This window comes from Streptomyces sp. NPDC012835, from assembly GCF_042900885.1.
Classification (GTDB): Bacteria; Actinomycetota; Actinomycetes; order Streptomycetales; family Streptomycetaceae; genus Streptomyces.
In genome coordinates, this window is the sequence record NZ_JBIBBW010000001.1 from 1,178,776 (window position 1) to 1,193,279 (window position 14,504).

General features: G+C 70.3%; 10 protein-coding genes and 1 tRNA gene. 5 read left to right on the forward strand and 6 right to left on the reverse strand.

All coding sequences use genetic code 11. The annotated features are described in order from the left end of the window. Positions 1-333: 333 nt before the first annotated feature. The 3 genes from ACFY6S_RS04795 to ACFY6S_RS04805 all read right to left on the reverse strand — a co-directional run bounded on the left by ACFY6S_RS04795 (position 334) and on the right by ACFY6S_RS04805 (position 3,641). On the reverse strand, positions 334-1,161 hold the full coding sequence (locus tag ACFY6S_RS04795; RefSeq protein WP_388822820.1) for a trypsin-like serine peptidase: 828 nt from the start codon (positions 1,159-1,161) through the stop codon (positions 334-336). Positions 1,162-1,801: 640 nt separating this feature from the next. Then, positions 1,802-1,889, reverse strand: a tRNA-Leu gene (locus tag ACFY6S_RS04800). Between the two features lie 195 nt (positions 1,890-2,084). Continuing rightward, positions 2,085-3,641, reverse strand: coding sequence for an aldehyde dehydrogenase family protein (locus ACFY6S_RS04805; RefSeq protein WP_388822822.1), 1,557 nt, complete (start codon positions 3,639-3,641; stop codon positions 2,085-2,087). Between the two features lie 407 nt (positions 3,642-4,048). On the opposite strand from ACFY6S_RS04805, the gene ACFY6S_RS04810 reads away from it, so the two are divergent. The 5 genes from ACFY6S_RS04810 (at position 4,049) to ACFY6S_RS04830 (ending at position 10,760) form a co-directional block, all read left to right on the forward strand. Continuing rightward, entirely contained in the window at positions 4,049-5,731 is a 1,683-nt protein-coding gene (locus ACFY6S_RS04810) for a thiamine pyrophosphate-binding protein (protein WP_388822824.1), read from the forward strand. Between the two features lie 16 nt (positions 5,732-5,747). After that, positions 5,748-7,004 carry a formyl-CoA transferase gene (gene frc, locus ACFY6S_RS04815; protein WP_388822826.1) on the forward strand — a complete coding sequence of 419 codons (1,257 nt, stop codon included), beginning with the start codon at positions 5,748-5,750 and terminating at the stop codon, positions 7,002-7,004. Between the two features lies 1 nt (position 7,005). Then, complete coding sequence (locus tag ACFY6S_RS04820) at positions 7,006-9,174, forward strand: acetate--CoA ligase family protein (RefSeq protein WP_388822828.1); 2,169 nt, start codon at positions 7,006-7,008, stop codon at positions 9,172-9,174. A gap of 79 nt (positions 9,175-9,253) precedes the next feature. Then, entirely contained in the window at positions 9,254-9,388 is a 135-nt protein-coding gene (locus ACFY6S_RS04825; protein ID WP_388822830.1) for a hypothetical protein, read from the forward strand. Position 9,389: 1 nt separating this feature from the next. Then, positions 9,390-10,760, forward strand: coding sequence for an OFA family MFS transporter (locus tag ACFY6S_RS04830; protein WP_388822831.1), 1,371 nt, complete (start codon positions 9,390-9,392; stop codon positions 10,758-10,760). A 60-nt stretch (positions 10,761-10,820) separates the two neighbouring features. On the opposite strand, the gene ACFY6S_RS04835 is transcribed toward ACFY6S_RS04830, so the two are convergent. Genes ACFY6S_RS04835 through eboE form a run of 3 tightly spaced genes read right to left on the reverse strand, consistent with a single transcriptional unit; the run spans position 10,821 to position 14,501 of the window. Next, the gene (locus ACFY6S_RS04835; protein WP_388822833.1) at positions 10,821-11,900 is read right to left on the reverse strand and encodes a sugar phosphate isomerase/epimerase family protein; all 1,080 of its coding nucleotides are present in this window, start codon (positions 11,898-11,900) and stop codon (positions 10,821-10,823) included. Between the two features lie 46 nt (positions 11,901-11,946). After that, entirely contained in the window at positions 11,947-13,335 is a 1,389-nt protein-coding gene (locus tag ACFY6S_RS04840) for an alkaline phosphatase family protein (protein WP_388822835.1), read from the reverse strand. Further along, positions 13,332-14,501 (reverse strand): metabolite traffic protein EboE, encoded by a 1,170-nt coding sequence (eboE, locus tag ACFY6S_RS04845; protein WP_388822837.1) that lies wholly within the window; start codon positions 14,499-14,501, stop codon positions 13,332-13,334. Before eboE ends, ACFY6S_RS04840 begins: the two co-directional genes overlap by 4 nt. Positions 14,502-14,504 lie beyond the last annotated feature (3 nt).

Sequence of the window (14,504 nt, forward strand, 5' to 3'; positions counted from 1 at the left end):
GCGTGTCCTGCCCGGTCAGTTGACTCGGGCAGGGGCGGCCTCCTCGACCACGGCCATCGGACCCGGGCCGGCCTGCTGCTGTGGCGGTCGGGCAGTGTGACGGCCCGACCGCCCGGCACCCAGGGCCGTCTCCTTCAAGGGCTTGGTGACGCCGTACTTCACGGACGGACGGAAGGTCCGGAAGGCTGGGGCCTTCGCAGGAGTCGGACACGACGAGCTGAGCGAACCGTCCGGGTGGAGTCGGCCCCCGGCGGGCACAGCGGGCCTGCCTGGTGGGCCGGTGCGGCCGGCAGGGCGGGTGGCTGGGTTCGCCGGGGCCTTGAGCCCTGGCCCCTACGGGCGGTCGGCCCGCGCGAAGAGGTTCTTGAAGATGTCGTTCACCGGGGCGACCTTCGTGACCGTCTTCCCGCTGACGCTGTCAATGTTCGCGCCGACTCCCGCGAAGACCCAACCGTCCTTTTCGGAGCCCTTGAGGAGCGGACCACCGCTGTTGCCGCTGTGAGCGATACAGTCCGGGGTCAGGAAGCTGCCCTTGGGGTCGGCTGTCGTGTCGTAGGCCCAGTCGCCGTCGCAGTAGACCTGGGTTCCGTCCGTGTAGTTCTCGGTGTCTCCCACGGGGTAGCCGACCAGACGCATCATGTGGTCGCCCTTCAGTTCCTGCGGCGCGAAGGCCCCGACCACGTCCTCGACCGGCTTGTTGATGACCGGATCAATCGCGTCGGGGGACCCATGTGGTTCCAGCCGGATCAGCGAGAAGTCGTTGTGCGTGGCACTGTGCGCCTTGTAGCTGTCATCGACGTAGATGTGCGCGGCTTTCCACGCCCCGTACGGCTGCCCCATGATGAGTTCCCTGCCCTCTGAGGCAGGGACGAAGTAGCTCTCGTACGCCGTCTCCTTGGTGTCCTTGTGGTAGACGCAGTGAGCGGCTGCGACAACAACACTGCGGCTGGTCGACTTCACCACAGAGGCGGAGCACAGCCCCGTACCCGAGTTGAACGAAGAGACCAGACGGCCGGTGATGCGGCTGAAGTCCGCGTCCTTGTAGGGGGTGGGACTCGCCTGGAATCCATCCTTGTCGGGGGCGGCCGTGGCGAACGCGGCAGAGGTGAGTACGAGCGTTGCGGTGGTGGCGAGAACTACGTACCTGCGACTTCTACGCATGGCTTCTCCAACGTGGGGGGGGTGATCTGTCGATCCGTACTGGGCGGACGGGGGTGATCCCGACAACGCGGCGAGCGTGCGTGCCAGGCGTCGTGGGCCGGGCGGGACTTGGGCAGCACGCCATAGCCCAGTTCGCCGACGCGCCTCTCCCGGAGGTCGCCCTTCCCCCGAGCGGCTGCCACCGCGAGCGGGTCGGCTGCCCCACCGGCCCCGCAATCCGTACCTGGCATGGCCACACACCGCCGGCTCGTGCACACCGTGTCCTCCTCCGCCGACGCCCGCCCTGCGCAACGCAGCAGTTCACTATCGGACAGACAGCGTCCCGGACGGCGCAACGACACCCGTCCGGGAACCCGGCCGTCCGCAGCAGCGGTGAACACGACACCGGCCGGGCGGTGCGGGCCGGGGAACCGCCTGCCGCGGGCCGAAGGGCGCCCCGTCCGCTGTGAACCTGTGGGGCGGACGGCACACGACAGGCACGGACGTGATCAGACCGAGGCCCTCCTACGTCGGCCTCGCCATGCCCCCCCCGCACGCCTGGAACCGAACAAGATCCCAAAAACACGAAGAACTCCCAGCCCGGACGCATCCGTGCTGGGAGTTCTGTGAAGCCAAGCGGGGCGATTACGTGGATTACCCCTGGTGTCCGAGGGGGGACTTGAACCCCCACGCCCGATAAAGGGCACTAGCACCTCAAGCTAGCGCGTCTGCCATTCCGCCACCCGGACGAGTGGTCGAACCGCTTCCCGTGGTCGCGGCGACAGAGTCAACAATACCAGGGCACGGGGGCCGCTCTCACCGCCATATCCGGTGGTCAGCGGTGCGCGGCGGCGCGGCGTGCGCGGAGTGGGGGCGGGTGGGCGCGTGCCGTGCGGGGAGGGCGTCCGGGCGCCGCCGGAGGTCGGGGCGGCGCCCGGCGGGGCTCAGGGCATCAGGTGGTAGTCGGGGAAGTTGCCGGGCGCGCGTTCGCCGGGCGGGCCGGTGGTGACCGCTCGTACGAGCAGGTCGCCGCCGACGAAGGCGCCGCGCCAGGAGTGGCCGAAGCCGCCGAACAGCTCGTCGCGGTCGCCGCGCGAGCGCGGGACGCCGTGGCCGGTCTTGAAAGCGCGGATCTCGGGGGCGAGACGGTCGTAGGTGCCCGGGTCGTCGGTCGAGAGGGTGGCGACGAGGGCGCCGTTCGAGGCGTTCATCGCGGCCAGCAGTTCGGCCTCGGTGTCCACCAGCACGACGGTGTCGACCGGGCCGAAGGGCTCCGCGTGGTGCAGCGGGGAGGACGGGGGCGGGTTCAGCAGGGTGACGGGCGGGAGGTAGGCGCTCGTGTCCTGGCCGGGGAGGAAGCGGCCGTCGGCCGTCGAGCCCCGGTGGAGCGGGGCGGCTCCGCGGCCGATCGCCTCGGCGACCTGGTCGGACAGCTCCTTGGCCTTGGCCGCGTTGATGAGCGGCCCGAAGTCCAGCTCGGGCAACGCGTCCTCCGGCCGCTCCACCGCGAGGGGGTGGCCGAAGCGCAGGGAGCGCACCGCGGGGAGGTAGGCGGCCAGGAAGTCGGCGAAGAGTGTGCGCTGGACGACGAAGCGCGGGTAGGCCGTGCAGCGCTGCTTGCCGTAGTCGAAGAGTTTGGGGATCACGGACGTCAGCGCGGGCCAGTCGGTGAAGTTCCAGACGCCCCAGGTGTTCAGGCCCTCCTGTTCGAGGACATGGCGTTTGCCGAGGTCGGTGACCGCCGTGGCGATCCTGGCCCCGGTGTCGCGGCCCCCGACGAAGGAGACGCAGCCGATCTCCGGCGCGCGCACGAGCGCCTCGGAGAGTTCGCGGCCGCCGCCGCTGACCAGGGTGACGGGGACGCCCTCGCGGGCGGCGAGCGCGCAGGCCAGGGTCAGACACGCCACGCCGCCGTCGGTGGGGGCCTTGGCGATCACCGCGTTGCCGGCCAGCGCCTGGACCAGCATCGCGTGGACGAGGACCGACATCGGGTAGTTCCAGCTGGCGATGTTGGAGACGGGGCCCGGCAGCGGGGTGCGGTCCGCGAGCATCGGTTCGACGCCGTCCACGTACCAGCGCACGCCGTCGATGGCCCGGTCCACGTCCGCGCGGGCGAGCCGCCAGGGCTTGCCGATCTCCCAGACGAGGAGGAGGGCGAGCAGCTCGCGGTGTTCGGCGAGGGCGTCGAGGGTGGCCGCGACGCGCGCCCTGCGCTCCGGCAGGGGGACCTGGAGCCAGTCGCGGTGGGCGTCCAGGCTCGCGCGTACCGCCCGGTGCGCCGTGGCCGCGTCCAGCCGCGGCGGGCCGGCGATCGGGGTGCCGTCGACCGGGCTGGTGGCCGGCAGGGCGCGGCCGTCGGCCTGCCACGACGACGCCCAGAGATTGAGTACGCGGTCGTCGCGGAACGCCTCGGGGGCGACGGCGAGGCAGCGCTCCCAGGCGTCGGGCCAGGACGTGCCCGGTTTGAGGACGAGGGGCGAAGAGGGGGTTGTGGGGGCCATGGGGGTCTCCGCTCGGAGAAGGCGGGAGGTGCGTGGCTTCCGTTGCGCGTGGGGCCGGCGCTCCGGCCGCGTGTGGCCCGAAGGGCGGTCCGGCCCGGTGGGCAGAGCGCACGGCGCGGGACGGTTCGCCCGTGGTCGCCGCGCCTTGCTACTGGACGGTAGCCATTCGGGCACGTGCTGACACGCACTCTCCTTCAACTATGAGGGACGTCACGCGCCGATGCCGGTGGCTCCCCCACCGGCCTTGTCCCGCCGCCGATTCCGGCCCCCGGCCCGGAAAGTGCCGGACGCCCTCTGGACACCGCGGACCGGATGCGGGATAACAAGCTTCATACAGTATTCGTCGACTGTATGCAATGTTCAGGGAGGGCGGTCGCCCTCCCCTACGAAGGGACAGGGACCTCCTCATGCCCGACGACAGCCAGGAACTCATCTCCGGTGGTCATCTGGTCGCCAAGGCACTCAAAGCTGAGGGTGTCGAGGTCATCTACACACTCTGCGGCGGCCACATCATCGACATCTACGACGGCTGCGTCGACGAGGGCATCGATGTCGTCGACGTACGCCACGAGCAGGTGGCCGCGCACGCCGCCGACGGTTATGCCCGGATCACCGGCAAGCCGGGCTGTGCGGTGGTCACCGCCGGCCCCGGGACGACCGACGCCGTCACCGGTGTCGCCAACGCGTTCCGCGCCGAGTCCCCCATGCTGCTCATCGGCGGCCAAGGGGCCCATTCCCAGCACAAGATGGGCTCGCTCCAGGACCTGCCGCATGTCGACATGATGACGCCGATCACCAAATTCGCCGCCACCGTGCCGGACACGGCGCGCGCCGCCGACATGGTGTCCATGGCCTTTCGCGAGTGCTACCACGGCGCACCGGGGCCGTCCTTCCTGGAAATCCCGCGCGATGTGCTCGACGCCAAGGTGCCGGTGTCGAAGGCCCGGATCCCCGAGGCCGGCCGCTACCGGGCCTCGACCCGCTCGACCGGTGACCCCGAGGCCGTCGAGAAGCTCGCCGATCTGCTCGTGCGCGCCGAGAAGCCGGCGATCCTGCTCGGCAGCCAGGTCTGGACGACCCGGGGGACGGACGCGGCCGTCGAGCTGGTGCGCACCCTCAACGTGCCCGCGTACATGAACGGTGCGGGGCGCGGCACCCTGCCGCCCGGTGACCCGCACCACTTCCAGCTCTCCCGCCGCTACGCCTTCTCCAACGCCGACCTCATCGTCATCGTCGGTACGCCCTTCGACTTCCGCATGGGGTACGGCAAGCGGCTCTCGCCCGACGCGACCGTCGTGCAGATCGACCTCGACTACCGCACGGTCGGCAAGAACCGCGACGTCGACCTCGGCATCGTCGGTGACGCCGGGCTCGTCCTGGCCTCCGTCACCCAGGCCGCGAGCGGGCGGCTCAACGGCGGTGCGGTCAAGCGCAAGGCATGGCTGGACGAGCTGCGCGCCGCCGAACAGACGGCCGTCGAGAAGCGGCTGCCGCAGCTGCGCTCGGACGCCTCGCCCATCCACCCGTACCGGCTGGTCAGCGAGATCAACGAATTCCTCACCGAGGACTCGATCTATATCGGGGACGGCGGCGACATCGTCACCTTCTCCGGGCAGGTCGTCCAGCCCAAGTCACCGGGCCACTGGATGGACCCCGGTCCGCTCGGCACCCTCGGGGTCGGTGTGCCGTTCGTCCTCGCCGCCAAGCAGGCCAGGCCCGACAAGGAGGTCGTCGCCCTCTTCGGGGACGGCGCGTTCTCGCTGACCGGCTGGGACTTCGAGACGCTCGTCCGCTACAACCTGCCCTTCGTCGGCATCGTGGGCAACAACTCCTCGATGAACCAGATCCGTTACGGCCAAAAGGCCAAGTACGGCGACGAGCGCGAGCGCGTCGGGAACACCCTGGGCGATGTCCACTACGACAAGTTCGCCCAGATGCTGGGCGGTTACGGCGAGGAGGTCCGCGACCCCGCCGAGATCGCGCCGGCCCTGCGGCGGGCGCGCGAGTCCGGACTGCCGTCGCTGATCAACGTCTGGGTGGACCCCGACGCGTACGCCCCCGGAACCATGAACCAGACCATGTACAAGTAAGCGAAGGAGCCCTCCCATGACCTCGGCTCTTGAGAACCCGGTGGACACGAAGGCGCTCTCCGGTGTCCGCGTGCTGGACATGACGCACGTTCAGTCGGGCCCCTCGGCAACGCAGTTGCTGGGCTGGCTCGGTGCCGACGTGGTGAAGCTGGAGGCGCCGACCGGCGACATCACCCGTAAGCAGCTGCGCGACATCCCCGATGTCGACTCGCTCTACTTCACCATGCTCAACTGCAACAAGCGGTCCATCACCCTCAACACCAAGACGGAGCGCGGCAAGGAGATCCTCACGGAACTCATCCGCCGCTCCGACGTGATGGTGGAGAACTTCGGCCCCGGCGCCGTGGACCGGATGGGGTTCACCTGGGAGCGCATCCAGGAGATCAACCCGCGCATCGTGTACGCCTCCATCAAAGGGTTCGGCGAGGGCCCGTACACCAACTTCAAGGCGTACGAGGTCGTCGCGCAGGCCATGGGCGGCTCGATGTCCACGACCGGGTTCGAGGACGGTCCCCCGCTCGCGACCGGCGCCCAGATCGGCGACTCGGGGACCGGTGTGCACGCGGTCGCCGGCATTCTCGCCGCGCTCCTCCAGCGGGAGCGCACCGGGCGCGGCCAGCGGGTCAATGTCGCGATGCAGCACGCCGTGCTCAATCTCTGCCGGGTGAAACTCCGTGATCAGCAGCGGCTCGCCCACGGACCGCTCGCGGAGTATCCCAACGACGACTTCGGCGACGAGGTGCCGCGCAGCGGCAACGCGAGCGGTGGCGGGCAGCCCGGCTGGGCCGTGCGCTGCGCACCGGGCGGCCCCAACGACTACGTGTATGTGATCGTCCAGCCGGTGGGCTGGCGGCCGGTCACCGAGCTGATGGGCCGTCCCGAACTGGCCGACGACCCCGAGTGGGCCACCCCCGAGGCGCGGCTGCCGAAGCTGGGCAAGATGTTCCAGCTCATCGAGGAGTGGACGGCCACCCTCCCCAAGTGGGAGGTGCTGGAGAGGCTCAACGCCCACAACATCCCGTGCGGTCCGATCCTCTCCACCAGGGAGATCGTCGAGGACGCCTCGCTCGCCGCCAACGGGATGGTCGTCGAGGTCCCCCACCCCGAACGCGGCTCCTTCACCACGGTGGGCTCTCCGCTCAAGCTCTCCGACTCCCCCGTCGATGTGGTCACCTCACCGCTGCTGGGCGAGCACAACACGGAGGTGTACGGCGAGGAACTCGGCCTGAGCGAAGAGGAATTGCGACTTCTCAAGACGGACGGAGTCATCTGACGTGGACACCACGCACGACAGTCAGCAGGGCGCGGAGACCGTACGCGCGGTACGCGCCGTCCTCGACGCGGCGCTCGCCGAAGGGCGCACCTCGCTCACCGCGCCCGAGGGCAAGGCCGTCACGGACGCGTACGGCATCCCCACCCCCGCCGAGGCGCTCGCCGAGACCGCCGACGAGGCGGTGGCGTTCGCCGCGCGGATCGGGTTCCCGGTGGCGATGAAGATCGTCTCGCCCGAGATCCTGCACAAGACGGACGCGGGCGGGGTGCGGATCGGCCTCACCACGGCCGCCGAGGTGCGCGGGGCCTACTCCGCGATCGTCTCCAACGTCCGTGCCTACGCGCCGGACGCCCGGATCCTCGGCGTCCAGGTGCAGCAGATGGTGCCCGAGGGCACCGAGGTGCTCATCGGTACGGTCACCGACCCGACCTTCGGCAAGATCGTGGCCTTCGGCCTCGGCGGAGTGCTGGTGGAGGTCCTCAAGGACGTCACCTTCCGGCTCGCCCCGGCCACCGAGGACGACGCGCGGTCGATGCTCGACGGCATCCGCGCGGCGGAGATCCTGCGCGGGGTGCGCGGCGCCCCCGGCGTCGACCGGGAGGCGCTCGCCGGGCTGATCGTACGGGTGTCACGCCTCGCGGCGGACTTCCCCGAGATCGCGGAGGTCGATCTCAACCCGGTGTTCGCCTCGGCGAGCGGGGTGATGGCCGCCGACGTACGGATCCTGCTCACCACGGAACAGCCGGCCCGGCGGCGCACCTACACCCGCGAGGAGATCCTCGTCTCGATGGGCCGGCTGATGAAGCCCGCCTCGGTGGCGGTGATCGGCGCCTCCAACGAGCAGGGCAAGATCGGCAATTCGGTCATGCGCAATCTGATCGACGGCGGGTTTCCCGGTGAGATCCATCCGGTGAATCCCAAGGCCGACGACATCTGCGGCCGCAAGGCGTACAAGAGCGTGACGGACGTGCCGGGCGAACCCGACGTGGCGGTGTTCGCGATCCCCGCGAAGTTCGTTCCGGCGGCGCTGGAGGAGGTGGGCCGCAAGGGCGTCCCGAACGCCGTGCTGATCCCCTCCGGCTTCGCGGAGACCGGTGAACACGCCCTCCAGGAAAGGATCGTGGAGATCGCGGAGCGCTACGGTGTGCGGCTGCTCGGGCCGAACATCTACGGCTACTACTCCACCTGGCAGGACCTGTGCGCCACCTTCTGCACCCCGTACGACGTCAGGGGCGGGGTGGCGCTGACCTCGCAGTCCGGCGGCATCGGGATGGCGATCCTCGGCTTCGCGCGGACCACCAGGACGGGGGTGTCCGCCATCGTCGGGCTCGGCAACAAGTCCGATCTGGACGAGGACGATCTGCTGACCTGGTTCGGCGAGGACCCGCACACCGAGTGCATCGCCATGCACCTGGAGGACCTCAAGGACGGCCGCGCCTTCGTGGCCGCGGCGCGGGCCACCGTACCGAAGAAGCCGGTGGTGGTCCTCAAGGCCGGACGGACGGCGGCGGGCGCGAGGGCGGCGGGCTCGCACACCGGCGCGCTCGCCGGGGACGACGCGGTGTACGACGACATCCTGCGCCAGGCCGGGGTCATCAGGGCGCCGGGGCTGAGCGAGATGCTGGAGTACGCGCGGGCGCTGCCGGTGCTACCCACGCCGCAGGGTGACAACGTCGTCATCATCACCGGCGCCGGCGGCTCGGGGGTGCTGCTCTCGGACGCCATCGTCGACAACGGGCTCTCCCTGATGGAGATCCCGCCGGATCTCGACCAGGCGTTCCGGGCGTTCATCCCGCCCTTCGGCGCTGCGGGCAATCCGGTGGACATCACCGGCGGCGAACCGCCGTCCACCTACGAGGCGACGATCCGGCTCGGCCTGGAGGACCCGCGGATCCACGCGCTGGTGCTGGGTTACTGGCACACGATCGTCACCCCGCCGATGGTGTTCGCCGAGCTGACGGCCCGGGTGGTGGCGGAGTTCCGGGAGCGGGGCATCAGCAAGCCGGTCGTCGCGTCGCTCGCGGGCGATGTGGAGGTCGAGGAGGCGTGCCAGTACCTCTTCGAGCACGGGGTGGTGGCCTATCCGTACACCACGGAACGGCCGGTCGCCGTGCTGGGTGCCAAGTACGCGTGGGCCCGCGCCGCGGGGCTGCTGGGGGGCGGTCGATGACCTGAGCCCACCCGGGTGGGCACGGAGGTTGGGACGGGGGACGCCGGCCGGTTCTTTCGACGCAAGGGGTGCGACACCGATGAGAAGCACACGACTCGTACGACAGGACAGCTCCACCGCCCTTTCGCCGGGCGGTCACGCGAGAGCGCCCGGCAGGCCGGACGCCCAGCAGGTCATGACCCGTCCGAATCCGCTCATCCGGGAGATCGACTGATATGACAGCGGAACCTCTCTCAGGTACGTCCGTGCCGGCCGCGGCCGGCACGGACTACCACGAGATCACCGACGAACGCGGCCGGGTCTACCGGGTCGGCGAGTCCGACCGGCAGATCCTCGGCCTTCCCCGCTGGACGATGGTGGCACTGCCGTGGCTCGCCATGCTCGCCATCAGTGTGTTCGAGTACGCCTTCGGGGCCGCGGAGGAGACGCTCTCCAAAGCACACCACTGGACCTCGACCAACACGTTCTGGGTCCTCAGTGTCTGGATCTTCTTCCAGGCGGCGGTCTCCTTCCCGGCCGGCCGGTTACGCGAGAAGGGAATCCTGAAGAGCAGATCCGCCATGCTCATCGGCTCGCTCTGCTCGCTGCTCGGTTTCCTCAGCATCAGTCACTCGCCGAACTTCTGGTTCGCGCTGGCGGGATTCGGGCTGCTCGGCGGGGTGGGCTCGGGACTGATCTACTCGACCAGTGTGAACATGGTCGGCAAGTGGTACCCGGAGCGCCGGGGCGGCAAGACGGGTTTCGTCAACGGCGCCTTCGCCTACGGCGCGGTGCCGTTCATCTTCCTGTTCACCTACGGCTTCGACACCGCGAACTACCACACCGTGCTCGACCTCGTCGGTGTGTACGTGCTGGCCCTGACGCTGATCGCCGGGCTGTTCTTCAAGGACCCGCCCAAGAACTGGTGGCCGGCGCATGTCGATCCGGTCAACCGCACGGGGAACACCAAGTCCTCGGCCGCGCTGGTCAAGAACCCTCCGGCGGTACGGCAGTTCACCCCACGCGAGGCGTTGGGGACCGGCACGGTCCCGTTGATGTGGCTGTGCATGCTGTGCTGCGCGGGCGTCTCCATCTTCGGGATCTCGTTCCAGGTGCCCTTCGCGAAGGAGATGGGGTTCGGTCCGCTGATCGCCGCCTCGTCGATGGGGGTGATGTCGGTGATCAACGGCACCGGACGCGGTGTGGTGGGGTGGCTCTCGGACAAGCTGGGCCGGCGCACCACACTGACGTATGTCTGTCTGGTGCTGGCCGTGGCACAGTTCGGTGTGCTGTGGGCCGGGGAGGTACGCAACCAGACGCTGTTCCTGGTCTTCGCCTTTCTCTCCGGCTTCGGCGGCGGCGCGTTCTATCCGCTGTTCGCCGCTCTCGTACCGGACTACTTCGGAGAGAACAACAACGCCTCGAACTACGGCATGGTGTACAGCGCGAAGCTGGTCAGCGGGTTGTTCGGCGGGGGCGTCGGCGCGGTGGTGGTGGCGTCGTGGGGGTACGTCGGCGCGTACACGGCCTCCGGTGTGGTGTCGCTGATCGCCGCCGGGATCTCGCTGACGCTGCGACAGCCGGGCGGCCCGCCGCGAGGCGCCTGAGCGACCTCGCGGCGGACCGTACGTACGCCCGCGGTGTGCGCCGCGGGGCCCGGGAGCCGGTCAGCGCCTCTCGCGCAGGGAGTGCAGATGCGCGGCCGACTTCCGGGCGAAGGCGAGCGAGTCCACCGGCTCGTCGTGCTCCACCTGCCAGTGGTGCGCGCGGCGCCCGTCGCGGGTCTTGTTCACCGCCGAGATGAAGCGCCTGTAGTCGATGTCGCCGTCCCCGACGTCCACCATCCGGTAGCCGTCGCGGGCGGCGATGTCCGCTATCCCGTCCTTCACGTGGAAGAGCGGATAGCGGTGGGGCTGCCTCAGTACGTACTCCAGCGGGTCGAAGGGGGCGGGCCGGCCCTCGGCGGTCCTGCTGAAGCGGAACTGGCCGGCGAACGCCCAGTAGATGTCCATCTCCAGATAGACCAGGTTCGGATCGGTCTCGGCGAGCAGCACGTCGTAGAGGCGGACGTTCGGCCGGTCGGTGGCGAAGGAGAACTCCTCCGCGTGGTTGTGCTGGTAGAACTTCATGCCACGCCGTCTGGCCGCCGCGCCGTAGGTGTTGAAGTCAGCGGCGGCCCGCTTCCAGGCGTCCACGGTCGATCCGTAGCGGAACGGTCCCGAGGCCGTGCCGATGTGTTCGAGGCCGAGTTCCTGGGCGTCGTCCAGGACCTTGGTGAGGTTCTGCGCGAAGCTGTAGGCGCCGGGGTTGTTGTCGTCGTAGTAGTTGACATGGCTGCCGATGCCCTTGAGGCCGTGGTCCCTGGCGAGCCGTTTGAGCTGCGGCAGTGTGATCGCCCCGGCCGAGCCCTGGGTGTAGCCCGCGTACTCGATCTCGTCGTAGCCGAAGCGCTCCAGCTCGTCGAAGACCTTGGCGAAGCCGAGGGTGGAGACCTTGTCGCGCAGGGAGTAGAGCTGGACGCCGAGCCGGCCCGGGGTCAGGACGGGCTGTCCTTTGCCGGGGCCGGACCCGGGGCCGGACCCGTGGCCGTGCCCGTGCCCGTGCCCGGCCGGGGCGCCCTGGGCCGCGGCCGGGATGGCCGAGGCGCCCAGCAGAGCGGCGGCGGAGACACCGGCGGTGACACCGAGCATGCCGCGTCTGCTGAGCTGGTGGGCGAGTTCGGGGTCGGCTGACTTCTTGCGGCTCATGAGGGGGGACTCCTTGTGTCGGGGGCTCGCCGTCGTGCGGTGGTGGTCAGCGCAGTCCGGCGAGTCGGAGGAGCAGGGACTTCACATCGGTGGCCGCGACGCGGTCGCCGACGGCACCGGGGGTGGAACAGATGAGGAGCGGACCCTCGTCGTCGCTGCGGGGAAGGCGTCCGTGGCTGCCCCGGATGGGCGAGGGGTCCAGGGGGACGACCGCGAGGCGGTAGCGCATGCCGAGCTTCTTGCGCGCGACGGCCTTCGCGGCCTTCAGGCGTACCCAGGGATCGAGCGGATCCATGAACAGCTCGACGGGGTCGTAGCCGGGTTTGCGGTGGATCTCCACCAGCTGGGCGAAGTCGGGCGCCCGGTCGTCGTCCAGCCAGTAGTAGTACGTGAACCACGCGTCGGGTTCGGCGACGGCCACCAGCTCGCCCGAGCGGGGGTGGTCGAGTCCGTGGGCCTTCTTGCCCTCGTCGTCCAGGATCTCGTCGATCCCGGGCAACCCGGCGAGCGCCTCGCGGGTCGCCTCCAGGTCCTCGGGGCGGCGCACGTAGATGTGCGCGAGCTGATGGTCGGCGACGGCGAAGGCGCGGGAGGCCATGGGGTCGAGGTACTCCATGGAGTCCTGGGTGTGCACCTCCAGGAGCCCCGCCCTGCGCAGCGCCCGGTTGATGTCGACGGGCCGGGAGACGCGGGTGATGCCGTACTCGGAGAGCGCGACGACGGTACGGCCCTGCGCGGCGGCGTCGTCGAGAAGCGGGGCGAGGACGGCGTCGAGGTCGGCGGCCGCCCGGTGGGAGCGCGGGTCGTCGGGGCCGTGGCGCTGGAGGTCGTAGTCGAGGTGCGGGAGGTAGCACAGGGCCAGATCGGGCCCCCGGGTGTCGATGATGTGCCGGGTGGCGTCCACGATCCACTGCGAGGAGACGAGGTCGGCGCCGGGTCCCCAGAAGTGGAAGAGGGGGAACGTGCCGAGCGCCTCGGTGAGTTCGTCGTGCAGTTCGGGGGGCCGGGTGTAGCAGTCGGGCTCCTTGCGCCCGTCCGCGTAGTAGACCGGGCGCGGGGTGACGGTGTAGTCGGTGTCGGCGCCCATCGCGTACCACCAGCAGACGTTGGCGACGGTGTAGCCGGGGTGGACGCGGCGGGCGGCGTCCCAGAGCTTGTCCCCCGCGACCAGTCCGTTGTTCTGGCGCCAGAGCAGTACGTCGCCCAGCTCGCGGAAGTACCAGCCGTTGCCGACGATGCCGTGCTCGGCGGGGAGCGTGCCGGTGAGGAAGGTGGACTGGGCGCTGCAGGTGACGGCGGGCAGCACCGTGGTCAGCGGCGCCCGGGAACCGGTGGCGGCCAGCTCCTTGAGGCGGGGCATGTGGCGGAGCAGCTGAGGAGTGAGGCCGACCACGTCGAGGACCAGCAGCGGTGTGGGGCTCGGGCTCTCGGTCACGGCAGCTCCTTCAGGCCGAGGTCGATCAGCAGATCGCGGGCCAGGGTGAGTTCGGCGGCGATCCCGTCGGCGAGCCGGCCGCGCGAGCGGGGGCGCTGTTCGGCCGGGAGCGCCTGCCAGGTGTAGGTCTCGACCTCCAGGTGGCGGGTCAGGGGCGCCGGTCCGCCGACGAGCCGGGTCAGCGCGTCCCGGAGTACGGGGAGGGTGGAGGTGAGCGGCGGGGCGGGCGGCGCGTGCAGCGGGACGTGGAAGTGGGAACGCCAGGGTGTGTCGTCGGGCAGTGTCTCTCCGGCGAGGGCCTCGTCCAGGTCGTCGGTGCCGAGCAGCCCGGCGGCCGTGCGGGCCCGGGTCTGGTGCAGGAAGCGCGGTTCGGCGAAGGCGGCGAGCGCCTCGCGTACTTCGGGCAGATGGGGCTGTTCGGCGTGCAGCGCGGCGGAGAGCTGGGCCTTGGGGATGGCGATGCGGGCGGCCGCCAGCGCGTCCAGGGCGGTGGTGGGGTCCTCGAAGGAGGTGGCGAGGTGGCAGGTGTCGACGCAGACCCCGATCCGGTGCGGGGCGAGGCCGGTCAGGGGTTTGATGGCGTCGGCGGTGGTCTCGACGGTGCAGCCCGGCTCCGGCTCCAGGGCGACGCTGATGGACTTCCCGGTCAGCTCCTCCAGTGCGTCGAGCCGTTCGGCGAGGGTGGTCAGCGCGGTCCTGGCGGTGTCGGCGGCGGTGGCGTCCCAGGCGGTGCGCCAGCCGAGCGGGAGGGTCGAGACGGAGCCCTCGGTGATGTCGTCGGGCAGCAGCGCGGCCAGCAGCCGGGCGAGGTCGCTGGTGTGCGCGAGCCGTTCGGGGTCGGCCCAGTCCGGCTTGTACACGCGGTACTTGACCTCTTCGGCGCCGAATCCCTCGTAGGGGAAGCCGTTGAGCGTGACGACCTCCAGGCCGCGCCGGTCCAGTTCCGCGCGCAGCCCGCGCAGCGCCACCGGATCGTTGATCAGGGCCTTCGCCGCGCCCTTGGCGAGCCAGAGGCCGATGCCGAGCCGGTCCCGGCCGAGGCGTCTGCGGACCGGTTCGCAGTGGTCGCGCAGTTGACCCAGTACCCCTTCGAGGGTCTCGGCGGGGTGGACGTTGGTGCAGTACGCGAGGTGGACGGTGGAGCCGTCGGGGTGGCGGAAGCGCATGCG